This window comes from Streptomyces sp. NPDC015220 (assembly GCF_043079345.1).
Taxonomy (GTDB): Bacteria; Actinomycetota; Actinomycetes; order Streptomycetales; family Streptomycetaceae; genus Streptomyces.
Window position 1 is genome coordinate 335,495 of record NZ_JBIBUK010000002.1, and the last position, 22,272, is coordinate 357,766.

A 22,272-nucleotide genomic window follows, 5' to 3' on the forward strand; every position below is an offset into this window, starting at 1 on the left:
GGAACGCTACAGCCAGCCCTTCTCCCGCGCGATGCGCACCGCCTCCGCCCGGTTGCGCACCGCCAGTTTCTGGATCGCGGTCGAGAGGTAGTTGCGGACCGTGCCCTGCGACAGGTGGAGGGCGGCGGCCAGTTCGGCGTTGGTGGAGCCGTCGGCGGCGGCGCGCAGGACCTCGCGTTCGCGGTCGGTGAGCGGGTTGGCGCCCTCGGCCAGGGCCGCGGCGGCGAGCGTGGGGTCGATGACCCGCTCGCCCGCCAGCACCTTCCGCACCGCTTCGGCGAGTTGGGCGGCGGGGGCGTCCTTGACCAGGAACGCGCCGGCGCCCGCCTCCATGGCGCTGCGCAGATAGCCGGGACGGCCGAAGGTGGTGAGGACGACCAGCCCGACCGCGGGCATTTCCTCGTGGAGCCGGGCGGCGGCCTCGATGCCCGTGCAGCCGGGCATCTCGATGTCGAGCAGGGCGACGTCGACGTCATGGGCGCGGGCCGCGGCCACGACCTCGTCCCCGCGAGCCACCTGGGCGACCACCTCGATGTCGTCCTCGAGGCCGAGCAGGGCGGCCAGTGCCTCGCGGACCATCGACTGGTCCTCGGCGAGGAGAACCCTGATCGTGCTGCTCATGCCCGGGATCCTACGTCGCCCACGGGCGTCAGCGGCACGCGGGCGACCAGCCGGAAACCGCGCTTGACGCGACCCGCCTCCAGCATGCCGCCGGCCTTCTCCAGCCGTTCGGTCAGACCCGTCAGGCCGTTGCCGGGCCCCTTGCCGGAAGTGCCCGGGCCGTTGTCCTCGACGCAGAGTTCGCAGAACGGGCCGTCCAGGGTCTGGCGGCGGACCAGGTCCACCGTGCAGCGGGACGCGCCGCTGTGCCGCACCACGTTGGTGACCGCCTCGCGCAGCGCCCAGGCCAGCGCGGACTCGCTCTCCTCCGGAACGCCGGCCAGATCGGGTTCGGCCGGCAGTTCGGCGATCACCCCGGCCGCCGTCAGCGCGACCTGGGCGCCCGCCAGCTCGGCGGACAGGCGCGGGCGACGGTAGCCGGTGACGGCCTCCCGGACGTCGACAAGGGCCTGCCGGCTGACCTGCTCGATGTCGGCGACCTGCTGGGCCGCCTTCTCCGGGTGGTCCGGGAGCATCCGGCCCGCCAGCTCGCTCTTCAGCGTGATCAGCGAGAGCGAGTGCCCCAGCAGATCGTGCAGGTCACGGGCGAGCCGCAGGCGTTCCTCGTTGGCGGCGAGCTGGGCGACGGTCGCGCGGGCCCAGCGCAGCTCGATGGTGGTGCGCACCAGCTCCCGTACACCGCTCATCGCGAAACCGATCAGCGGCACCAGCAGGAACAGCCCCCACAGGTCCTCGTCCGCCGTGTACAGCCCCACCAGCAGCAGCACGAGGGTGGTCAGCGGGATCGTCCAGTACGCGGTCCGCAGCGAGAAGACCGAGCCGCAGGAGACGGAGACGTACACGAACAGGCCGAACCAGGAACTGCCGAGGGTCAGGGACAGGGCGACGGCCAGCGCGCCGAGCACGCCTACCAGCCCGGCGACGGCCCGGCCGGGCAGCGGGCTGCCCATGTTCCGCAGCAGCAGCGCCAGGTAGGTCCCGACGAAGGCGGTCAGGCCCGCCGAGCCGAGCCAGGTCCCGGTGGCCGTGTGCCCGCCGGCGACCAGGTCGTTCACCGGCGAACTGAGGAAGACCAGCCAGGGAAGGACCCACACCAGCTTGCGCAGCGCGTCTGCCCTGGTGCGCGGTGGCTCGCCCATGCGGATCAGGCGCTCCTCGCGGACCTTCTCGGGCATCCGCTCCTGTGTGATGACGCTCACGCCTTCAGCGTGTCCTTCCGGTACAGCCAGGCCGCGCCGCCCGCGAACAGGGCGAAGAAGACGACGAGGACGGCGATGTCCTTGGTGTGCGGGGCCTGGCTCTGTTCGATGGCCTGCCCGAGAGCAGCGTACGCGTGGGTGGGAAGCCACTCGGCGATGTCCTGCAACCACTGCGGGAAGGTGGTCGCGGGCATCCACAGGCCGCCGAGCATGGACAGACCGAAGTAGACGATCATGGTGATCGGGCGGACCGCGTCCCCGGTGGCGAGGTAGCCGATGGCGACGCCGAGGGCGGCGAAGACCAGGCTGCCGGCCCAGATCGCCCCGGTGAGGGCGAGCCACTGCCAGGCGTCGAGACGAACCTGCTTGACGGCGGCGGCGACCGCGAAGACGACGACGATGGACGGCAGGCTGACCACGGCCGCGGCGGCCGTCTTGGCGAGGACGTAGCCGCGCCCGGGCAGGGCGGTCAGCCGCAGCTGCCGCACCCAGCCGCTCTCGCGTTCCTTGGCGATGCGCTCGCTGTTGCCCATCAGCACGGCGGTCAGGGCGCCGAACGAGGCCATCGAGACCATCATGTACGTGGGGAGGGTCAGGCCGCTGCCGTCGACCTCGGTGGTGCTGTCGGCCTTGCCGGCGATGATCAGGAACAGGATCGACGGGTAGAGCACGGAGAAGAACAGGAACTTGCGGTTGCGCAGGGCGCGGGTGAGTTCGAGCTTGATCAGGCTGTTCACGACTGCTTGGCCTCCTCGGCCTCGGTGATGGCGACGAACGCCTGCTCGAGCCCGAGCCCGGCGACCTCGAGGTTGCGGGGGTAGACGCCGAGCCCGTACAGGGCGTGGACGGTCGCGTCGGCGTCGGTGGACTGGATGCGGACGGTCTGGCCGGAGCCGCCGCTCGACACGGTGATGGAGGTCAGGAAGGGCAGGCCGCGCAGCGCGCTCTCGTCGACGGCGCCGTCCAGGTCGAAGCGGATACTGCGGGCGCCGGCCTTCGCCTTGATCTCGGCGGCGGTGCCGTCGGCCAGCAGCCGGCCCCGGTGCAGCACGAGCACCCGGTCGGCGATGGCGTCGGCCTCCTCCAGGTAGTGGGTGGCGAACAGCACCGTACGGCCCTGGTCGGCCTGGTCGCGCATGGTCGCCCAGAAGGCCTGGCGGGCGGAGACGTCCATGCCGGTGGTCGGCTCGTCCAGAACGATCAGATCGCTGTCACCGGCGGTGGCGAGGGCGAACCGGACCCGCTGGGCCTGGCCGCCGGAGAGCTTGTTGACCTTGCGGTCGGCTATCTGGGAGATGCCGGCGCGGGCCATCACATCGGCGGCCCTGAACCGTTTGGGGTGCAGGTCGCAGGCGAGCCCGACCAGCTCGGCGACGGTGACCTCCTCCATCAGCCCGCCGCTCTGCAGCATGGCGCCCACGCGCCCGGCGACGATCGCCTCCCGGGGGCCGGTGCCGAAGACGGAGACCGTGCCGCTGTCGGCGTGCTTCAGTCCGAGCAGCAGGTCGAGGGTGGTCGACTTGCCGGCGCCGTTCGGACCGAGCAGGGCCACGGTCTCCCCCGGGTTCAGGGTCAGGGACAGGCCGTCCACGGCACGTACGTTCCCGTAGCTCTTGGTCACCTGGTCGAACGTCACCACCGTGGTCCCGGTGGCGGTCTCCGCTGTCGTTGTCATGTTCCCCATCCTGGCCGGGGGGCCGGGGCGGGCGGCAGTGTCGGCGGTCCCGACTGCCGGATGACAGATGTCATCCGGGCGGCATGACAACGCGGCGCCGATGACGCCGCCCTACGGGACGCGGAGAGGAAGCGCTGGGCGCAAAGAGGAGGCGGGGCACTGGGAGCTGGGACGCGGAGAGAGACGGGACGCGGAGAGGGGCGGGACGCGGAGAGGGGGCGTCGGGTGCGGTACGCACCGGACGCCCCCTCAGCGGCGGTCGATCAGCTCGGGTTCGTGTCGATGACCGCGACCCGGTTCGTCTTGCTCATCAGCGCCTGACGCAGGGCGCTGTAGACGTCCTCGGGCGTCACGGGCGTCTTCTGCCCGTTGCCCCGGGCGATGAGCACACCGTCGAACGTCTGACCGTAGAGGTCCTTGAGGGCAGCCAGGTCGGGCTTGTCGACCAGCTTGCCGTTGACAGCCGCCACCCTGAGGAACTTCCACAGCGACTTCTGCGGACTCATCGGGATCGAGTGCGCCGGGTCCGTCTGGACCGTCACCTTGTCCGACATCGCCGGCTCCGCGAACTTCTGCATCATCCGGTCGACCTCCGCGTTGGAGACCGTCGGCTGCCGGGTGGTGGTGGGCACCTGGACCGGCGTGGTCGCGCCCGTCTCCACCTGGGTGCGGTACGCCTGCGCCACCGCCTGGGACGACCGGGCGGCGTCGATGCCCTTGCCCGCCTTCCCGTACACGGCCACGGCCTTGCCGGGCTCGAACTTGACGGTGCCGTCGTTCGAACCGGCGCCACCGGCGGCGTTCTGGAGGGCGGCCTGCAGCTTCTCCTCGTCGACGGGCATCTGCGGCTCCACCACGCGGTGGTTGCCGAACAGCGAGCCGATCACGGAGACCGGGTTGTAGTCGCTGGTCGCCGCCGCGCTGGCGGTGGCCTGGGTGTCGAGCTGGAGCCCGGCCTGGTCCGGCTTCAGGCTGACCGTCTTTCCGTCGACGGACAGCTTCAGCGGCTGGTTCACCCGCTTGCCGAAGGCGTCGTCGAGCTTCTTGACCGCGTCGTCGCGGGTGCCGCCGCCGATGTCGACGCCGAGCACCGTGGTGCCCTTGGGCACATCGGAGTGGTTCATCAGCAGCCCGGCGCCGTAGGCGACACCGGCGACGAGGACCAGACCGCCGACGAGCAGCACCAGCTTGCTGCGGCCCTTCTTCTTCGGCGCCTTGGCGGCCTTCGCGGGCTTCCCGGCCGCCGCGGGGCTCTGCGGGCCCGGAGCGGGCGCCTTCGGTGGCGCGGAGGAGAGCGAACCGTCGCCGCCGGCACCCGGCCGGAACGGCGAGTCGGGGCCGGGCTGCACGACCGGCATACCGCTGGTGACGGTCTGCCCGGAGACGTTGTCCGGCCGGCCCGGGTAGCCGGCGCCGCCCGGCTCGGGGGCGGGCTTCTGCGGGGTGAGGATCGCGGTGTCGTCGCTCAGTCCGCCGCCGGGACGCGCGGTGTGCGCACCCGCGACGCCGGCCGGTCCGGCCGCGCTGCCGCCCGTGGCGGACGGGAACAGCGCACCGTCACCGGTCACCGGGCCACCGGTCGGGCCCGCGGGCCCCCGCTGACCGCCCGGACCATTGGAACCGCCGGGTCCGCCGGGGACACCCGCCCCGTTGGTGCCACCGGGTACAGCCGTCCCGTTGGCGCCACCTTGTGCGCCGGGCGCACCGGGAACGCTCCGGCCGCCCTGGCCGCCCTGGCCTCCGTAACCGCCCTGACCGTAACCGCCCTGACCGTTCGAGCCGGTCCGATCGTTGCGGCTGCCGTGACCGCTCTGGCCGCCCTGACCGTTCTCCGAGAAGAAGGGAAGGTCGTCACGGCGGGGTTCGCCGTTGCCGCCGGAGAGCGGGCCCGCCGCCAGCGCCTCGGTCACGTCGAAGGAACCGGTGCCACCGCCGTGGCCGGGGGCGACCGGGCCACCGGTGGCGCCCGGCAGTCCGGCGCCGTTGGTGGAACCGGAACGGGAGGCCCCGGGGACGCTCATGGAGCCGACCACGCCACCGGGACGGGCGCCGGCCCCGGGACGCGCACCACCGGACGGTCCGGTGCCGGAGGCTCCCGATCCGGCCGGTCCGGTGCCGGGAACACCCGCACCCGCCCCGCCGGGGTTCGCACCGGATCCGTTCGCGGGCGTGCCCGAACCGCCGGGCAGCGCGGCGCCGTTGCCGGTGCCGCCGCCCTGACCGCCCTTGGCCGCCTGGGGCTTGCGGGGCGCGAACCAGTCGCTGGTCGGCTTCTCCTCGGCCGGCGCCGCGGGTTCGGCGGCAGGCGTCTCCGCGGCAGCGCCGGGCGTCGTCATGTCACCGCGGATGCCGTCGCCGATCGACCCGACCGCGTCGGACCCCTGGGGCCCACGGGAACCCTTGGCCCCGTTCGCCCTGCCGGCGCCGTGGGACCCGTTGTTCCCCCGGGAGGCTTCGGGTCCCGGTCCGGATTCGCCGCCGCCCCTGGTCCCGTTCCCGTTCTCCGTCTCGCCGTCGGCGACGGGCTTGCGCACGACCACCGGCGGAATCGGCCGGGATCCGGGGATGTTGATCCGGATCCGGGTCGTCAGCGTGGTCTCGGTCTTGCGTTCCTCCGGCTGCGTGGCCGAACGGCCCGCGTCCGCACCGTCGTCGGACACCGCCGGGATGCCGTACGGCGGGGTTCCCGAAGGGTAGGCGGCTCCGCCGCGCCCGTTGGGCCCGGAGGACGGAGTGTCAGTTTCACGACTCAAGGCAGGTTCTCCCGGTTGGCTCCGCCGCCCATCACGCCCTCACTCTGCGTGGGGGTCCCCCTGCACGAGCGAAGTCGAGTGCTTGGGGGAGGCTCGACGGCGCGCACCACCATACTGGCCGCTTCCGACGCTTATCCCGGGACCGCTGGGGAAAACCACACCGGACCCGCACGGGAACCACAGGAAGAAGTGGTACGTCATTCGCCAAGTCGGACGTCACGGTCGTCCGGTCACCGCCCCCGCCCCAAGGTGGCACAGATCACAGCCAGGGCCATGCCGCCGAGCAGGAAGACATAGGAGCCGCCGCCCGCGGCGAAGAGGAAGTCCCCTTCAAGGCGACTGACGGTGAGCAACATGACGACGATCAGCCAGCCGGCCGCGCCCGCCACGGCCCCGCCACGGCTGCGTGCGGCCCTCGCCCCGCCGAGGAAGAGCCCGGCGGCGCCCGCGAGGGCGAGCAGCAGTCCGCCCGGCAACCACGCGGCCTGCACCAGCGCCCCGGCGACGCCGACCACCGCGCCGAGCACGAACAGCCCCAGGTAGGCAGCCATCCGTCCGGCGGAGGGCGGCTTGAGGGGCTGCGCGATCATGGAGCCCCGCGCCGGCTCCCGTCCGGCCGGGCTCACGACGCCTCCCCGATCCCGGCGAACAGATCGATCCGACCGGCGTGATCGGTGCGGACGGTGTGATCTGTGCGACCGGTGTGATCTGTGTGCTCGCCGTGATCGAGGTGATCGTTGTGATCGTCCCCACGCACCAGCTCGTAGTACTCGGTGGTGAAGAGCGGCTGGGCGAGCTCGTTGGAGAGCGCGAAGCAGGGTTCGGCCACCTCGATCTGGGTGGCGTGCGCGCGCATCGCGGCGGCCTTGGCGGCAGCGTGAGCGGCGTCGCCCTCGATCCGGGCGGTGATCCGGTCGTCGCCGACGACGCCGGGCACGTCCTCGATGACCGCGGACTTCTCGAACGGCAGACCGGGCAAGGCGTCCTGGAGCCGTGCGAAGGCGGCCTCGGCGACGGACCGCGGCATCCGGTTCCAGTACACCCGGGCGATCCGCCAGGGCTCTCCGAGGTCGGGGCGTACGGCGGGATCGGCGGCGAGGTCGAGGGCCCGCATGGCGACGCGGTGGGCCTGGATGTGGTCGGGGTGGCCGTACCCGCCGTTGTCGTCGTACGTCACGAGGACCTGCGGGCGCACCTCGCGGATCACGGCGACGAGGTGTTCGGCGGCCTCGTCGAGGTCGGCCTGCCAGAAACAGTCCGGGTCGTCGTTGTCGGCGAGCCCCATCATCCCGGAGTCCTGGTACTGCCCGGCGCCGCCGAGCAGCCGGAAGTCCGCGACACCCAGCTCTCCCATGGCCGCGGCGAGCTCCTGCCTCCGGTGGGCGCCGAGGGCGGCCCCGCTCAGGTGCCGCAGTTCGGGCGGGATGACCTCGCCCCGCTCCCCCAGGGTGCAGGTCACCAGCGTCACCAGCGCGCCCTCGGCCGCGTACCTGGCCATGGTCACGCCGTTGTTGATCGACTCGTCGTCCGGGTGCGCGTGCACCAGCAGCAGACGCCGAGCGGGCAGTTCCGTCATGGGTCCACCCTACGAGGCGCCGGCGCGCTCCCCGGCAGAGTCCCCGTGATCCACCCGCAAGTGCGGCGTCGACCGGACGATCAGCCACCGTCCCGCCACGGTCTCCTCTGCCATCCTGGTGCGGTCCCCGCTGCGGAGGTCACCGCGGCCGCCCCGCGGCTTCCGCCGCGGCCACAGCCGCCGGGCCTTCGCCGCCGGGTCGCCGCCCGCCACGCTCACCGGCCCGTCGGACGCGGCTCGCCCATCGCGGGCGGCGCGGAGCCCCGCGCCGGGACGACGTCGGCCGGTCCCCGCCCGGCGCCCGCCCCGCCCTGCCCTCCCCCGATCGGAGTCCCATGCGCATACGCCCCGCCACCGTCCTCGCACTCCTGTTGTCCATGACGGCGCTGACGGGTGCCTGCACGGAACAGGAGAGGCGACCGGAGTCCCCCGCGGAGTCGGAGGAGTGGCCGGGGAAGGCGGAGCAGGAGGACGCGATGGAGCGCGCCGAACGCGCCCTGGACTCCACGGAGCCCGACGGCGCGGCGCGCGTCGACGAGGGCATGGAGACCCGGCCCCAGGGGCTGGAGAGGACATTCCCGGCGAAGGGCAACCGGCCCTACACCTTGGGCGTCGCCTGCCAGGCCCCTGTCACCGACCGCTCGGTCACGCTGACGCTCGAACGGGGCGCCGAGGTCAGCGAGTACGAGGTGACGTGCGGCGACCGAGAGGCCGACCTGTTCAACGTCCCCGCCGGCGCCCCCTTCACGGCCAGGATCTCCCCGGACCGGCGAGACACCCACGTCATGGTGTTGTGGCGCCTCGACACCATCGCCCCCGACGACGTGCACGACTGCGAGGACGACATCACCGGGTGCGACGACTGAGCCCGCCGCCATCCATGGAGGGCGGCACGGCAACTTCGAGAACCTCTGGGCGACCCCCGCTCCGCTCGCCGAAGCCGCGTCCGCCATTTCACACGCGCCCAAGGGCTGACTGGCGGAGGACATGGGGGGAGTGCCGTGGGGGTGGGGGTGGGAGAGTGTCGCTGTGGGGGTGGGCTGCCGTGGGGGGCTTAGTGGTGTGGGCGTGGGTTGGTGGCGTGGCAGTCGGCCGGGTCCGCCGGCCGTGCGCGGCCGTGCGTCCGTCGTCCGTGGGCGGGCGATCCACGGCGACGAGTCATTCCGTCGCGCACGCCGGGAGGGAACGTTCGGCTGCGCGACGGACGGCACGGCAAGGGCAGCGGTGCTCCGGCTGGTTGAGGCCCGTACTCAGAACTTGATGCTGCCGATCATCCCCGCGATGTTCGTGGTCAGATCGCTGATCGTGGGAGCGATCGTCGAAGAGGCCAGGTAGAAGCCGAGCAGCATGCACACGATCGCATGCGCGGCTTTCAGGCCGGACTTCTTGATCAACAAGAAGACGATGATCGCCAGCAGCACCACCGCCGAAATCGAGAGTGCCACGGCGGCTCACCTCCAAAGATCCCAGGACGCGGGGGGTGTCGGGGGGTCGAACTATGGGGGCAGTCAAATCCTCACAACAGGCATGGGGTTCATACCCACTGTGCGCTATTGATCATAACTATCCGCACGCGCGCACCAGCCAGCGCACGGTCGTACAAGGGGGCGCATGGCCAATATGGTCGGGGTATGACGACCGAGCCTGTCTCCTTCCCCCGACGGCACGCACGCACCCTGCGGTTCACGCTCGGCGCGCCGCGCGCGTTCACGGTGTCACCGGACGCCTCCCGCGTCGTGTTCCTGCGCTCCGACTCCGGTGCGGACCGGGCGAATTCGCTGCGCGTCCTCGACCTGGGCGACCGCCGGGAGCGGGTGGTCGCCGACCCGCGTGCCCTCCTCGGGGGCGCCTTTGAGGATCTCTCACCCGAGGAGCGGGCGCGTCGTGAGCGCAGCCGTGAGGGCGGGGCCGGGATCGTCGGCTACGCCACCGACACGGCCGTCGAGTTGGCGTCTTTCACCTTGTCAGGGCGGCTCTTCGCAGCGGAGCTGAGGGCCGGCACCACGCGCGAACTGGGCGTGCCCGGGCCGGTGATCGACCCCCGGCCCGCCCCCGACGGCCGGCACATCGCCTATGTCTGCGAGGGCGCCCTGCGCCTGGTGGGCGCCGAGGGCGACGGCGACCGGGCGCTCGTCGAACCGGAGTCGGAGTCGGTCGTCCACGGGCTCGCCGAGTTCATCGCGGCCGAGGAGATGGGCCGGTCGCGGGGCTTCTGGTGGTCGCCGGAGTCGGACCGGCTGCTCGTGGCGCGCGTGGACGACGCGCCGGTGCAGCGCTGGTGGATCTCCGATCCCGCACAGCCCGGGCGGGCGCCCGGCCAGGTCCGCTACCCGGCGGCCGGCACCGCGAACGCGGACGTACGACTGTTCGTGGTCGGGCTGGACGGGGCGCGCACGGAGGTGGTCTGGGACCGGGACCGCTACCCGTATCTGGCGCATGTGCACTGGTCAGCGGCGGGTGCGCCGCTGCTCCTCGTACAGGCGCGGGACCAGCGCAGCCAGCTGTACCTGGCCGTGGACCCGGACTCCGGACAGACCCGCATGGTGCACGCCGATGAAGATCCGAATTGGCTTGATCTTTTCCCTGGCGTGCCCTGCTGGAGCCCCTCCGGGCAGCTCGTTCGGGTCGCGGACGAGGGCGGCGCGCGGGTGCTGGCGGTCGGGGAACGGCCGCTCACGGGGGCCCAGTTGCACGTGCGCGCGGTCCTGGACGTATCCGCCGACGACGTGCTGCTGTCCGCCTCGGCCGGCGAGGAGGCCGCCGATCCGGAGACCGGTGAGGTGCATGTGTACCGGGTCAACGAGCTCGGTGTGGAGCGCGTGAGTCAGGAGCCCGGCGTGCACTCCGCCGTGCGCGCCGGAGGGGTGACCGTCCTCGTCTCCGCCACGCTCGACCGGCCGGGCGCCCAGGTCCGGGTGCTGCGGGACGGCGAGCAGGTGGCGGCCATCGCCTCACACGCCGAAGATCCTGGTTTGTCCCCCCGTGTCACTCTCACCCAGGGGGGCGCACGCAAAATTCCGTGCGCCGTGCTTATGCCTACGGACTACCCCCGTGACACTGCCCATGCCACTCCCCTGCCCGTCCTCCTCGACCCCTACGGCGGCCCGCACGGACCCCGCGTGGTCGCCGCGCACAACGCGCACCTCACCTCCCAGTGGTTCGCCGACCAGGGTTTCGCGGTGGTCGTCGCCGACGGCCGCGGCACCCCGGGCCGCTCCCCCGCCTGGGAGAAGGCCGTCCACCACGACTTCACGGTCACCCTCGACGACCAGATCGACGCCCTCCAGGACCTCGCCAGGAGCCACCCCCTCGACCTCGGCCGGGTGGCGATCCGCGGCTGGTCCTACGGGGGCTACCTGTCCGCGCTGGCCGTGCTGCGCCGCCCGGACGTCTTCCACGCGGCCGTCGCCGGCGCCCCGGTCACCGACTGGCGCCTCTACGACACCCACTACACCGAGCGCTACCTGGGCGACCCGGGCGCGCACCCGGACGTCTACGCGAAGTGTTCCCTCGTCACCGACGACGGTCTGACCGAACCCGCCGAGCAGCACCGGCCGCTGATGATCGTGCACGGCCTCGCGGACGACAACGTGGTCGTCGCGCACGCCCTGCGGCTGTCCTCGGCGCTGCTCGCCGCCGGCCGGCCGCACGAGGTGCTGCCGCTGTCCGGGGTCACCCACATGACTCCGCAGGAACAGGTGGCGGAGAACCTGCTGCTGCTCCAGGTGGACTTCCTCAAGCGCTCACTCGGTCTCATCTGAGCGCTCACTGAACACCCAACCCGCATCTGCTCACGTCTGAACCCGGAGCACATGCCAACGGGCCGGGGCTGCATGGCGCGCCCCGGCCCGTCCACGGCACCCGCACGGCCGTACGTTCCTCAGATTCACGTGTCCGTATATCGGTGCTGATTCCGTGAGGTTGCCTCCGCGTTAACGCTCCGTCCGCCGCTCGGCCGCGAACAGGCAGGCCGAGTCGTGGGCCGCGGGGCCGGTGTCATGGCGGAACTCCGCGGGTACCGCCAGCGCCGGCACCTCCAGGGCGCAGCGTTCCCGGGCCTTGAAGCAGCGGGTGCGGAAGCGGCAGCCGGACGGGATGGCGGCCGGGGACGGCACATCACCCGTGAGGATGATCCTGTCCCGGCGCTCCCGGGCCTCCGGGTCGGGCACGGGGACCGCCGACAGCAGTGCCTGGGTGTAGGGGTGCGTCGGGTGGTCGTAGATCTGCGTGTCGGTGCCGGTCTCGACGATCCGGCCCAGGTACATGACCGCCACCCGGTCGGAGATGTGCCGGACGATCGACAGGTCGTGGGCGATGAAGACGTACGACAACTCGAATTCACGCTGCAGCCGCTCCAGCAGGTTGATCACCTGTGCCTGGACGGACACGTCGAGCGCGGACACCGGCTCGTCGGCGACGATGATCTCCGGCCGCAGGGCCAGGCCCCGGGCGATCCCGATGCGCTGGCGCTGGCCGCCGGAGAACTGGTGGGGGTAGCGGTTGACGTACTCCGGGTTGAGGCCGACCACGTCCAGCAGCTCCTGGACCCGCCTGCGCCGCTCGCCCTTCGGAGCGGCCTCCGGGTGGATCTCGTACGGCTCGCCGATGATGTCGCCCACCGTCATGCGCGGGTTGAGCGAGGTGTACGGGTCCTGGAACACCATCTGGATGTTGCGGCGCACGGCCTTCAGCGCTCGCCCGGACAGCCCGGTGACGTCCTCGCCCCGGTAGCGGATCTCGCCCGCCGTCGGTCGCTCCAGACTGCACAGGAGCTTCGCGACCGTCGACTTGCCGCAGCCGGACTCGCCCACGATGCCGAGCGTCTCGCCGCGTCCGAGGGTGAAGTCGACTCCGTCGACCGCCTTGACGGCACCGACCTGCTTCTTGAACAGGACGCCCCGGGTGAGCGGGTAGTGCTTGACGAGCCCGGTGACCTCCAGGAGGGGCTCGGCGGGGTCAGCCATCCAGGCACTCCCTCCAGAAGTGGCAGGCGCTGGCCCGGTCCCGGGCGACCTCGTACAGCGGCGGCACGTCCGTCCGGCAGACGTCCCGGGCCATCGGGCAGCGCGGGTGGAAGGCGCAACCGGGCGGCACCCGCATGAGGCTGGGCGGCAGGCCCTTGATGGCGTACAGCTCCCGGCCCTTGTGGTCCAGGCGCGGGATCGACTCCAGCAGGCCCTTGGTGTAGGGGTGCGCCGGACGCTTGTACAGCTCGTGCACGGGGGCCGTCTCGACGATCCGGCCGGCGTACATCACCGCGATCCTGTCGGCGACGTCGGCGACGACGCCGAGGTCGTGGGTGATCAGGATCAGGCCCATGTCGTACTCGCGCTGGAGCTCGGCGAGCAGGTCCATGACCTGGGCCTGCACCGTCACGTCGAGGGCCGTGGTGGGCTCGTCGGCGATGATCAGGTCCGGCTCCAGGGCCAGCGCCATCGCGATCATGATGCGCTGGCGCATACCGCCGGAGAACTGGTGCGGGTAGTCGCCGACCCGCTGGGCGGCGGCCGGGATGCGCACCCTGTCCATCAGCTCGATCGCCTTCGCCCGCGCGTTTCTGCGGGACATGCCCCGGTGCACGGTGAACATCTCACCGAGCTGGTCGCCGACGGTCAGGACGGGGTTCAGGGCGGACAGGGCGTCCTGGAAGATCATGGCCATCCCGGCGCCCCGGATCCGCCGCCGTTCCTCCTCCCTCAGCTTCAGCAGGTCCCGGTCCCGGAAGCGGATCTCGCCACCGCCGATCCGGCCGGGAGGCATGTCGAGGATGCCCATGACCGCCTGCGCGGTGACGGACTTGCCGGAGCCCGACTCACCGAGCACGGCGAGCGTCTCGCCCGCGTCCACCTCGTAGCTCACCCCGTTGACGGCGTGGGCGACCCCGTCCCGGGTGCGGAACTCCACGTGCAGGTCACGGACCTCCAGCAGCATGCGCCGTCACCTCAGCCTGGGGTCGAGGGCGTCGCGCACCGCGTCGCCGAGCATGATGAAGGCCAGGACGGTGACCGCGAGGGCTCCGGCGGGCCACAGCAGCGCGTGCGGGGCGTTGCGGACGTAGGGCGAGGCGGCGGAGATCTCGATGCCCCAGGACACGCTCGGCGGCTTCAGCCCGACGCCCAGGTAGGAGAGCGTCGCCTCCAGCGCGATGTAGGTGCCGAGCGCGATGGTGGCGACGACGATCACGGGGGCGACCGCGTTGGGCGCGATGTGCCGCAGCAGGATGCGGGAGTCGGAGGCGCCCAGGGCGCGGGCGGCCTGGACGTAGTCGTGCTGTTTGGCGGTGATGACCGAGCCGCGGGCGATCCGGGAGATCTGCGGCCAGCCCAGCAGCACCATGAAGCCGACCACCGGCCAGACGGTGTTGCTGGTGACCACGGACAGCAGGACCAGACCGCCGAGGACGACCGGGATGGCGAAGAAGATGTCGGTGGCCCGGGACAGGACCGCGTCCCACACGCCGCCGAAGTAGCCGGCGAGGGCGCCCAGGGCCGATCCGAGGACCGCCACGCCGAGGGTGGCGCAGACGCCGACCGTCACGGAGGCGCGGGCGCCGTGGACGGTGCGCGTGTAGACGTCGCAGCCCTGGCCGTCGAAGCCGAAGGGGTGACCGGCGCTCGGGCCGTCCTGCGCTTTGGCCAGGTCGCACTGGAGCGGGTTGCCGGGGGCGATGAGGGAGGGCCGGATCGCGATGAGGACGAGGAAGCAGATCACCAGTGCGGAGACGATGAAGACGGGGTTGCGGCGCAGGTCGTGCCAGGCGTCGGACCAGAGGGACCGGGGTCTGTCCCGCGGGCCCGCGCCGTCCGGGTGATCCGGTTCCCGCTCGAGGGTGGTCGCCTCGCTCGCAGCGAGGTCCATTCCGCCGCCCATGCCGGTGCCGGCGACGGCGCGTTCGGGTTCCTGGGGCTGTTGCCGCTCAGACATAGCGGATCCTCGGGTCGAGCACGGCGTACAGCAGGTCCACGAGCAGGTTGGCGACCAGGAAGACCAGGACGAGGACGGTGACGAAGCCGACCACGGTCTGGGTGTTCTGGCGCAGGACGCCCTGGTAGAGCTGGTAGCCGACGCCGTGGATGTTGAAGATGCGCTCGGTGACGATGGCGCCGCCCATCAGGGCGCCGATGTCGGTGCCGATGAAGGTGACCACGGGGATGAGCGAGTTGCGCAGCAGATGCCGGACGACGACCCGGCGGCGGGGCAGTCCCTTGGCGATCGCGGTGCGGACGTAGTCGGCGCGCCGGTTCTCGGCGAGGGAGGTGCGGGTCAGGCGGGTGACGTAGGCGAGGGAGACGGAGGCGAGGACGAGGCCGGGCAGGATCAGCTCGTCGATGGTGGCCTCCGGTGGGACCGAGGGCCTGATCCAGCCCCATTTGACGCCGAGCAGCAGTTGGAGCAGCAGGCCGGTGACGAAGGTGGGCACGGAGATGACGACGAGGGTGCCGAGCAGGACGGTGGTGTCGACGGGGCGGCCGCGGCGCAGTCCGGTGACGACGCCGAGGGTGATGCCGATGACGATCTCGAAGACGATGGCGACGACGGTCAGCCGGATGGTGACGGGGAACGCCGTGGACATCAGCTCGGTGACGGGCTGGCCGTTGAACGCGGTGCCGAAGTCGCCGGTGAAGACGTTGCCCATGTAGGTCGCGTACTGCCGCCACAGGGGCTTGTCGAGGCCGAATTCCCGTTTGAGCTGAGCGGCGGTGGCGGTGTCGCAGGCGCGCTCGCCGCACAGTCCGGCGACGGGGTCGCCCATCACGTTCACCATCAGGAAGATCAGCAGCGTGGCCCCGAAGAAGACCGGGATCATCTGGAGGAGCCGTCTGACGATGTGACGTCCCATGGCGGGTCAGCCCACCTTGATCTCGTCGTAGACGGGAACGCTGAAGGGGTTGAGCGCCACGTCGTGCAGCCGGTCGGAGTAGCCGGCGCTGCCGTTCTGGTACCAGAGCGGGATGGCGGCCATGGCGTCCCGGACGACGCGCTCCGCCTGCTGGAACAGGCCGATCGCGGTCGCCTTGTCGGTCTCGGCGTTGGCCCGGTCGACGAGTGCGTCGAAGTGCTTGTCGGACCACTTGCCGTCGTTGGAGGAGGCGTTGGTGTAGTACAGCGGCTGGAGGAAGTTCTGGATGAGCGGGTAGTCCATCTGCCAGCCCGCCCGGAACGGTCCGGACATCCTGTGCTGGGAGATCTGGTTGCGGAAGTCGGCGAAGGTGCCGACCGGGTTGCCCACGCAGGCCCGGTCGTTGCCGAGCGCGTTGTTGATGGAGTTGCACACGGCGTCCACCCACTCCTTGTGCGAGCCGGTGTCCGCGTTGTAGGTGATCCGTACCTGGCCGCCGGGCAGGCCGCCGCCCTCCCGGACCAGCTTGCGTGCCTCGGCGGGGTGGTATTCGCAGGCCTTGCCGCACAGGCCGGGCTGGTGGCCGCCGGCGGGGCCGAGGACGGGGGAGGTCCAGTCGGTGGCCGGGGTGCGGGTGCCCCGGAAGAGGGTCTTGGTGATCTGCTCGCGGTCGATGGCCATGGACAGGCCGGTGCGGACCTCGCGCGCGCCGTCGGTGTTCCACGCCTTGTCGTAGTACGGAAAGGCGAGGGTCTGGATGATGCCGGCCGGGGTGTTGACGTAGCGGCCGTTCAGGTCGGAGCCGACGTTCTTGAGCTGGCTCGCGGGGATGTCGTCGACCAGGTCGAGGTTGCCGGCCAGTACGTCGGTGTAGGCGGTGTTGGAGTCGGTGTAGACCATCAGGGTCACGCCGTCGTTGAGCGCCTTGTCGGGGCCCGGGTAGCCGTCCCACTTCCGGAGGTACATCTGCGCGCCCTTGGTGTAGGACTCGATGGCGTACGGGCCGTTGCCGACGGGCTTGTCCAGCCAGGCCGCGTGGTCGGTGAAGAAGGCCCGGGGCAGCGGGGCGAAGGCGACGTAGCCGAGGGTGTCGGGGAAGGTGGAGAACTTCTGGTCGAGCCTGACGGTGAAGGTCCGCGGGCCGGTGACCTTCAGGCCGGAGAGCGTGTCGGCGCTCTGCGCTCCGGTGTCGGGGTGGACCTTGTCGTAGCCCTCGATGTAGCCGAAGAAGTACGCGTTCTTCTGGTTGTTGCGCAGGGCGGCGCCGTAGTTCCAGGCGTCGACGAAGGACCTGGCGGTGACCGGTTCGCCGTTGCTGAACCGCCAGCCGTCCTTGACGGTGACGGTGTAGTTCCGCGAGTCGGTGGTGTCGATCCGTTCGGCGAGCATGTTCTCGGCCCTGCCGGTCCTCGGGTTGTACCGCTTCAGCCCGCGGAAGACCATGTCGAGCACCTTGCCGCCCTGCACCTCGTTGGTGTTGGACGGTTCCAGCGGGTTCTGCGGGTCGCCCCAGGACGAGCTGAGGACGCTGCCCCCGGCGGCGCCCGTTCCGCTTCCGCAGGCGGCCAGCGGCAGGGCCGCCGCCATCGCACCCGCGGCCCATCTCGCGCGGGTGCCTCCACGCATGGTGCCTCCTCGGGGTGCGGTGTGCGGTCGGCGCGGCGGGGCCGGCGTGCTCGGGCAGGCCCGGACGAACCTGCCGACATATCAGCACATGAACCGCATGTCACACCGTCGCCTCACCCGGGGGCGGCACGACTCCAGCCGGATGTACGCACTCCGGCCGGCCCGGTCTCAGGGGCCCGGCTCGGCTGCCACCAGCTCGGCCTCGAACCCGTCGGCGTCGGTGAGGTAGCCCGCGTAGTGCCGCGGGCCTCCGGCATGGGGGTAGCGGTCGGCGAAGAGCGGCGACCAGCCGTGCGCGGGTGCGTCACGCATGAGCGCGTCGACGTCGGCGCGGGTGCCCGCGTGGAAGGCCAGGTGGTTCAGGCCCGGCCGCATCCGGTCGTGCCCGCCGCCGCGCATCGCCGGGGACCGCTCCAGGACGAGGTAGGTGGGGCCGTGCCGCCAGCTGCGGCCGTGTTCCCACTCCTGGTACGGCTCGTAACCGAGGCGGCCCAGCAGCCAGCCCCAGGAGCGGATCGCGCGGGGCAGGTCGGGGACCCACAGTTCGACGTGGTGCAGCATCCGGCCTGTCCTCACTGTGCTCGTGTCTCCCGCGCGAACGCCGGTTCCCGGCGCCTTGGGAAGGCGCCGGGAACCGGGAACGGGACTCAAGGACCTACGCCGCGCCGACGACGTCCTTCTCCTCGGCGAAGTGGCAGGCCGACTCGTGGGCCGCCGGGGTGTCCGAGCCCTTGAAGCGCTCGGGGACCGCCAGGAGGGGAGCCTCCTTGGCGCACTTGTCCTGGGCCTTCCAGCAGCGGGTGCGGAACCGGCAGCCCGAGGGCGGGTTGGCCGGGGAGGGCACGTCACCGGTGAGGATGATCCGGTCGCGGTGCTCTCGGGCGTCCGGGTCCGGCACCGGGACCGCCGACAGCAGTGCCTGGGTGTAGGGGTGCGTCGGGTGGTCGTAGATCTGCTGGTCGGTGCCGATCTCCGCCATCTTGCCGAGGTACATCACGCCCACCCGGTCGGAGATGTGGCGGACGATCGACAGGTCGTGCGCGATGAAGATGTAGGAGAGGTTGTACTCGTCCTGCAGTCGCTCCATCAGGTTGATGACCTGCGCCTGGACCGACACGTCCAGCGCGGACACCGGCTCGTCGCAGATGATGACCTCGGGGTTGAGCGCGAGGCCGCGGGCGATGCCGATGCGCTGGCGCTGGCCGCCGGAGAACTGGTGCGGGTAGCGGTTGATGTACTCCGGGTTGAGGCCGACGACGTCCAGCAGCTCCTGCACCTTGCGGCGCCGGTCGCCCTTGGGGGCCACCTCGGGGTGGATGTCGAAGGGCTCGCCGATGATGTCGCCCACCGTCATGCGCGGGTTGAGCGAGGTGTACGGGTCCTGGAACACCATCTGGATGTTGCGGCGCACGGCCTTCAGGGCGCGCGCGGACAGCCTGGTGATGTCCTGGCCCTTGTAGAAGATCTCGCCGGCGGTCGCCTGCTCCAGGTTCATCAGGAGCTTGGCGACGGTGGACTTGCCGCAGCCCGACTCTCCCACGATGCCCAGGGTCTCGCCCTGGTACAGGTCGAAGGAGACGCCGTCGACGGCCTTCACCGCGCCGATCTGCTTCTTGAACAGGATGCCCTGGGTGAGCGGGAAGTGCTTCACCAGGTTGCGCACCTGCAGGATCGGCTCGCCCCGCTGGGCCGGCGTGTCGATCGCCGCGACCGCCTCCGTCTCGGAGGCCGCGTCGACGGTTTCCACCTTGGAGACGTTCGGCGTGGCGTCGTCCTTGGGCTCGTCGTCCTTCGCGAGCTTGGTGGGCTCAGCCATGGATCGTCTCCTTCCAGAAGTGGCATGCGGAGTGACGGCCGGGCAGCTCCGTGCCGTCCAGCTCGGTCACCGGCACCAGCGGCGGTACGTCGGTGCGGCAGACGTCCTGCGCCATGGTGCAGCGCGGGTTGAAGGCGCAGCCCGGCGGGATCGCCTGGAGGTTGGGCGGCAGGCCCTTGATCGCGTACAGCTCCTGGCCCTTGTGGTCCAGGCGCGGGATCGACTCCAGCAGGCCCTTGGTGTAAGGGTGCGCCGGACGCTTGTACAGCTCGTGCACGGGGGCCGTCTCGACGATCCGGCCGGCGTACATCACCGCGATCTTGTCGGCGACGTCGGCGACGACGCCGAGGTCGTGGGTGATCAGGATCAGGCCCATGTTGTACTCGCGCTGGAGCTCGGCGAGCAGGTCCATGACCTGGGCCTGCACCGTCACGTCGAGGGCCGTGGTGGGCTCGTCGGCGATGATCAGGTCCGGCTCCAGGGCCAGCGCCATCGCGATCATGATGCGCTGGCGCATACCGCCGGAGAACTGGTGCGGGTAGTCGCCGACCCGCTGGGCGGCGGCCGGGATGCGCACCCTGTCCATCAGCTCGATGGCCTTGGCCTTGGCGTCCTTGCGGGACATGCCCTGGTGCGAGCGGAACATCTCGCCGAGCTGGAAGCCGACGGACAGGACCGGGTTGAGCGAGGACAGCGCGTCCTGGAAGATCATCGCCATCTTGGCGCCGCGCAGCTTGCGCCGCTCGTGCTCCGACAGGCGCAGGATGTCCTGGCCCTGGAAGAAGATCTCGCCCTTGGCGATCCGTCCGGGCGGGCTGTCCAGGATGCCCATGATCGCCTGCGCGGTGACCGACTTGCCGGAGCCCGACTCACCGAGCACGGCGAGCGTCTCGCCCGCGTTGACGCTGTAGTTGACGCCGTTGACCGCCTTGGTCACGGAGTCACGGACCTTGAACTCCACGTGCAGGTCGCGGACTTCGAGGAGCGGTGCGGCCCCGTCCGCCCCGGCGTTGGTGGGAGCCATCTCCAGGCTGGTCATGCCGTCACCTTCATCGTGCTTGGTCACAGGGGTTCGACTCATGGCGGTGCCTCACCGGAGCTTCGGGTCGAGCGCGTCGCGCAGACCGTTGCCCAGCAGGATGAAGCCGAGTGCGGTGATGACGATCGCGAGGCTCGGGTAGGTCCACATGAAGTCCTTGACGCCCATGAAGTTGCGGCCCGCGGAGATCATGTTGCCCCACTCGGCGACCTCCGGGTCGACGCCGACGCCGAGGTACGACAGCGACGCCTCGGCCACGATCGCGATACCGACGTTGCTGGTGCCGTACACCAGCACCGAGGTCAGCGAGTTGGGCAGGATGTGCTTGCGGATGATCCGGCCCTGACCGGCGCCCAGCGCCTTGGCGGCGTGGACGTAGTCCATCTCGCGCACCGACAGCACCTGGCTGCGCAGCAGCCGGGCGAAGGTGGCCCAGGAGAAGATGCCGAGCGAGAGCACGACGGGCAGCACACCACGGCCCATCAGCAGGATGATGACGATGGCGCCGATGAGCAGGGGGAAGGCGAAGAAGACGTCGGCGACGCGCATGATCACCGTGTCCACCCAGCGGCCGTAGTAGCCGGCCAGGGCGCCCAGCACGATGCCGATGATCAGGGCGACGCAGATCGAGGCCAGACCGACGATCACCGCGATGCGGCTGCCGTAGATGAGCCGGGAAAGCTGGTCGCGGCCGAGGGCGTCGGTGCCCAGCCAGTGGGATCCGCCCGGCGACTGCAGGGTCTGGGTGAGGTCCTGCTTGAGCGGGTCGTGCGGCGCGAGCAGCGGCGCGAAGATCGCCGTCAGGATCAGCAGCGTGATGATCGCCAGCCCCACCACGGCCAGCTTGTTGGCGAAGAAGCGGTGCCGGATGTCGGTCCACTGGCTGACCCTGGCGACGCTGGGTTCAGCGCCCGGGGCCGCCGGGACGGGACCGGCCGCCGTCGGCTCGCCCGTGCCCGAGACGAGTTCGGTCATTGTGTGACTCCTAGAGGGGAACGACCCTGCGGGTCAGGCAAGGCGGATACGCGGGTCGAGAGCGGCGTACAGCAGGTCCACGATCAGGTTCAGCAGGACGAAGACCGCCACGCTGATCGTCACCACACCCACGATGATGGGGTTGTTGTTCTGCTGGATCGCCTGGACCAGCGCGAGACCGATGCCGTTCCAGTTGAAGATCGTCTCTGTGATCATCGCGCCGCCGAGCAGGGTTCCGAAGGAGATGCCCAGGTAGGTGATCACGGGGATGACCGAGTTCCGCAGGATGTGCCGGGTGAGGACCGTCCGGCGCGAAAGGCCCTTGGCGACCGCCGTCTTGACGTAGTCGGCGCGCAGCACCTCCAGCATCGTGCTGCGTGCGAGCTGGGCGACGAGGGCCGCGTCGATGATGGCGAGGGTGAAGGCCGGTAGCACGATGCCGTCGAGGCCGTCACCGGCGATGAGCGGGAACCAGTCCAGCTCGATCACGAAGACGCGCTGCATGATCATGCCGAGGACGATCGAGGGAACGCCGATGGCCAGGGTCGTGATGAAGGTCGCCGACACGTCCCAGATCGAGTATCTGCGCATGGCGGCGAGCACACCGACCGAGATGCCGATGACGACGTCGATCACGATGCCCGCGACCGCCAGCTTCGCCGTGTTCTCCAGCTTCGGGGCGAGGATCTCGGTGACCGGCCGGCTCTGCGTGTAGTCCGTGCCGAGGTCACCGGTGACGAGCTTGCCGACGTAGCTGCCGTACTGCACGACCAGGGGCTTGTCGAGCCCGTACTGCTTGTGCAACTGCTCGATGACCGCCGGGTCACGCGCCTTGTCGCTGCCCGCGATCTGGCCCACCGGGTCGCCGGGGAGCACGAACAGGCAGGCGAACAGAATCATCGTCGCGCCGAGCACGACGACGACCAACTGGCCCAGCCTGCGGACCACATACCTTCCCATGACTGCCTCTCTGCCTCGCTGCCTCTTCCACAGCAGCTCCCGCACCCCGGAATGTGGGGGTGAGGTGGGGGCGGGAGGGGTGGATCACACCGCTCCCGACGGTCGTCGAGGGTCGTGGGGGGGGGGGGGCCGGGCGGGGCCCCCCCCCCCCCCCCCGGCGGCCGCCGCCCCCGCCCCCCGGGCCCCGCGATA

Annotated in this window: 20 protein-coding genes; 2 read left to right on the forward strand and 18 right to left on the reverse strand. The window is 71.0% G+C overall.

Translation table 11 applies throughout. The annotated features are described in order from the left end of the window. Positions 1–6: 6 nt before the first annotated feature. The 7 genes from ACF061_RS06395 to mshB form a co-directional block, all read right to left on the reverse strand. A complete protein-coding gene (locus tag ACF061_RS06395) occupies positions 7–621 on the reverse strand; it encodes a response regulator transcription factor (RefSeq protein ID WP_392265660.1) in 615 nt (204 codons plus the stop codon). Further along, complete coding sequence (locus tag ACF061_RS06400) at positions 618–1,796, reverse strand: sensor histidine kinase (RefSeq protein ID WP_392266162.1); 1,179 nt, start codon at positions 1,794–1,796, stop codon at positions 618–620. The genes ACF061_RS06395 and ACF061_RS06400 overlap by 4 nt, the downstream gene beginning before the upstream one ends. A gap of 20 nt (positions 1,797–1,816) precedes the next feature. Further along, the gene (locus tag ACF061_RS06405) at positions 1,817–2,557 is read right to left on the reverse strand and encodes an ABC transporter permease (protein ID WP_392265661.1); all 741 of its coding nucleotides are present in this window, start codon (positions 2,555–2,557) and stop codon (positions 1,817–1,819) included. Continuing rightward, positions 2,554–3,495 carry an ABC transporter ATP-binding protein gene (locus tag ACF061_RS06410; protein ID WP_392265662.1) on the reverse strand — a complete coding sequence of 314 codons (942 nt, stop codon included), beginning with the start codon at positions 3,493–3,495 and terminating at the stop codon, positions 2,554–2,556. The genes ACF061_RS06405 and ACF061_RS06410 overlap by 4 nt, the downstream gene beginning before the upstream one ends. 263 nt (positions 3,496–3,758) lie before the next feature. Further along, a complete protein-coding gene (locus ACF061_RS06415) occupies positions 3,759–6,248 on the reverse strand; it encodes a hypothetical protein (RefSeq protein WP_392265663.1) in 2,490 nt (829 codons plus the stop codon). A 230-nt stretch (positions 6,249–6,478) separates the two neighbouring features. After that, the gene (locus ACF061_RS06420; RefSeq protein WP_392266163.1) at positions 6,479–6,838 is read right to left on the reverse strand and encodes a DUF6113 family protein; all 360 of its coding nucleotides are present in this window, start codon (positions 6,836–6,838) and stop codon (positions 6,479–6,481) included. Positions 6,839–6,870: 32 nt separating this feature from the next. Continuing rightward, complete coding sequence (gene mshB, locus ACF061_RS06425) at positions 6,871–7,824, reverse strand: N-acetyl-1-D-myo-inositol-2-amino-2-deoxy-alpha-D-glucopyranoside deacetylase (protein WP_392265664.1); 954 nt, start codon at positions 7,822–7,824, stop codon at positions 6,871–6,873. Positions 7,825–8,159: 335 nt separating this feature from the next. On the opposite strand from mshB, the gene ACF061_RS06430 reads away from it, so the two are divergent. Further along, a complete protein-coding gene (locus ACF061_RS06430) occupies positions 8,160–8,690 on the forward strand; it encodes a hypothetical protein (protein ID WP_392265665.1) in 531 nt (176 codons plus the stop codon). 384 nt (positions 8,691–9,074) lie between these two features. Here the strand turns inward: ACF061_RS06430 and ACF061_RS06435 are convergent, their stop codons facing one another. After that, positions 9,075–9,269, reverse strand: a complete 195-nt coding sequence (locus tag ACF061_RS06435) for a hypothetical protein (RefSeq protein ID WP_392265666.1) — start codon at positions 9,267–9,269, stop codon at positions 9,075–9,077. A 186-nt stretch (positions 9,270–9,455) separates the two neighbouring features. Between ACF061_RS06435 and ACF061_RS06440 the strand changes: the two genes are divergently transcribed. Further along, entirely contained in the window at positions 9,456–11,585 is a 2,130-nt protein-coding gene (locus ACF061_RS06440; RefSeq protein WP_392265667.1) for a prolyl oligopeptidase family serine peptidase, read from the forward strand. 171 nt (positions 11,586–11,756) lie between these two features. On the opposite strand, the gene ACF061_RS06445 is transcribed toward ACF061_RS06440, so the two are convergent. The 10 genes from ACF061_RS06445 to ACF061_RS06490 form a co-directional block, all read right to left on the reverse strand. After that, complete coding sequence (locus ACF061_RS06445; RefSeq protein ID WP_392265668.1) at positions 11,757–12,788, reverse strand: ABC transporter ATP-binding protein; 1,032 nt, start codon at positions 12,786–12,788, stop codon at positions 11,757–11,759. After that, positions 12,781–13,755 carry an ABC transporter ATP-binding protein gene (locus ACF061_RS06450; protein WP_392265669.1) on the reverse strand — a complete coding sequence of 325 codons (975 nt, stop codon included), beginning with the start codon at positions 13,753–13,755 and terminating at the stop codon, positions 12,781–12,783. Before ACF061_RS06450 ends, ACF061_RS06445 begins: the two co-directional genes overlap by 8 nt. A gap of 6 nt (positions 13,756–13,761) precedes the next feature. Then, entirely contained in the window at positions 13,762–14,748 is a 987-nt protein-coding gene (locus tag ACF061_RS06455) for an ABC transporter permease (protein WP_392265670.1), read from the reverse strand. After that, entirely contained in the window at positions 14,741–15,664 is a 924-nt protein-coding gene (locus tag ACF061_RS06460; protein WP_392265671.1) for an ABC transporter permease, read from the reverse strand. Before ACF061_RS06460 ends, ACF061_RS06455 begins: the two co-directional genes overlap by 8 nt. 6 nt (positions 15,665–15,670) lie before the next feature. Continuing rightward, a complete protein-coding gene (locus ACF061_RS06465; RefSeq protein ID WP_392265672.1) occupies positions 15,671–17,290 on the reverse strand; it encodes an ABC transporter substrate-binding protein in 1,620 nt (539 codons plus the stop codon). A 168-nt stretch (positions 17,291–17,458) separates the two neighbouring features. Next, positions 17,459–17,851 (reverse strand): VOC family protein, encoded by a 393-nt coding sequence (locus ACF061_RS06470; protein ID WP_392265673.1) that lies wholly within the window; start codon positions 17,849–17,851, stop codon positions 17,459–17,461. Positions 17,852–17,945: 94 nt separating this feature from the next. Next, on the reverse strand, positions 17,946–19,106 hold the full coding sequence (locus ACF061_RS06475) for an ABC transporter ATP-binding protein (protein ID WP_392265674.1): 1,161 nt from the start codon (positions 19,104–19,106) through the stop codon (positions 17,946–17,948). After that, complete coding sequence (locus ACF061_RS06480) at positions 19,099–20,145, reverse strand: ABC transporter ATP-binding protein (protein ID WP_392265675.1); 1,047 nt, start codon at positions 20,143–20,145, stop codon at positions 19,099–19,101. The genes ACF061_RS06475 and ACF061_RS06480 overlap by 8 nt, the downstream gene beginning before the upstream one ends. 51 nt (positions 20,146–20,196) lie before the next feature. After that, positions 20,197–21,120, reverse strand: a complete 924-nt coding sequence (locus ACF061_RS06485) for an ABC transporter permease (RefSeq protein ID WP_392265676.1) — start codon at positions 21,118–21,120, stop codon at positions 20,197–20,199. A 33-nt stretch (positions 21,121–21,153) separates the two neighbouring features. Then, the gene (locus ACF061_RS06490; protein WP_392265677.1) at positions 21,154–22,080 is read right to left on the reverse strand and encodes an ABC transporter permease; all 927 of its coding nucleotides are present in this window, start codon (positions 22,078–22,080) and stop codon (positions 21,154–21,156) included. Between the last annotated feature and the right edge of the window lie 192 nt (positions 22,081–22,272).

Excerpts from the sequence above, each read along its gene's own strand:
- ACF061_RS06480 (WP_392265675.1), bottom strand. The coding sequence starts at position 20,145 with ATGACCAGCCTGGAGATGGCTCCCACCAACGCCGGGGCGGACGGGGCC.
- ACF061_RS06475 (WP_392265674.1), bottom strand. The coding sequence starts at position 19,106 with ATGGCTGAGCCCACCAAGCTCGCGAAGGACGACGAGCCCAAGGACGAC.
- ACF061_RS06445 (WP_392265668.1), bottom strand. The coding sequence starts at position 12,788 with ATGGCTGACCCCGCCGAGCCCCTCCTGGAGGTCACCGGGCTCGTCAAG.
- ACF061_RS06440 (WP_392265667.1), top strand. The coding sequence starts at position 9,456 with ATGACGACCGAGCCTGTCTCCTTCCCCCGACGGCACGCACGCACCCTG.
- ACF061_RS06410 (WP_392265662.1), bottom strand. The coding sequence starts at position 3,495 with ATGACAACGACAGCGGAGACCGCCACCGGGACCACGGTGGTGACGTTC.
- ACF061_RS06470 (WP_392265673.1), bottom strand. The coding sequence starts at position 17,851 with ATGCTGCACCACGTCGAACTGTGGGTCCCCGACCTGCCCCGCGCGATC.
- ACF061_RS06460 (WP_392265671.1), bottom strand. The coding sequence starts at position 15,664 with ATGGGACGTCACATCGTCAGACGGCTCCTCCAGATGATCCCGGTCTTC.
- ACF061_RS06455 (WP_392265670.1), bottom strand. The coding sequence starts at position 14,748 with ATGTCTGAGCGGCAACAGCCCCAGGAACCCGAACGCGCCGTCGCCGGC.
- ACF061_RS06420 (WP_392266163.1), bottom strand. The coding sequence starts at position 6,838 with ATGATCGCGCAGCCCCTCAAGCCGCCCTCCGCCGGACGGATGGCTGCC.
- ACF061_RS06465 (WP_392265672.1), bottom strand. The coding sequence starts at position 17,290 with ATGCGTGGAGGCACCCGCGCGAGATGGGCCGCGGGTGCGATGGCGGCG.
- ACF061_RS06490 (WP_392265677.1), bottom strand. The coding sequence starts at position 22,080 with ATGGGAAGGTATGTGGTCCGCAGGCTGGGCCAGTTGGTCGTCGTCGTG.
- mshB (WP_392265664.1), bottom strand. The coding sequence starts at position 7,824 with ATGACGGAACTGCCCGCTCGGCGTCTGCTGCTGGTGCACGCGCACCCG.
- ACF061_RS06450 (WP_392265669.1), bottom strand. The coding sequence starts at position 13,755 with ATGCTGCTGGAGGTCCGTGACCTGCACGTGGAGTTCCGCACCCGGGAC.
- ACF061_RS06400 (WP_392266162.1), bottom strand. The coding sequence starts at position 1,796 with ATGCCCGAGAAGGTCCGCGAGGAGCGCCTGATCCGCATGGGCGAGCCA.
- ACF061_RS06485 (WP_392265676.1), bottom strand. The coding sequence starts at position 21,120 with ATGACCGAACTCGTCTCGGGCACGGGCGAGCCGACGGCGGCCGGTCCC.
- ACF061_RS06395 (WP_392265660.1), bottom strand. The coding sequence starts at position 621 with ATGAGCAGCACGATCAGGGTTCTCCTCGCCGAGGACCAGTCGATGGTC.
- ACF061_RS06430 (WP_392265665.1), top strand. The coding sequence starts at position 8,160 with ATGCGCATACGCCCCGCCACCGTCCTCGCACTCCTGTTGTCCATGACG.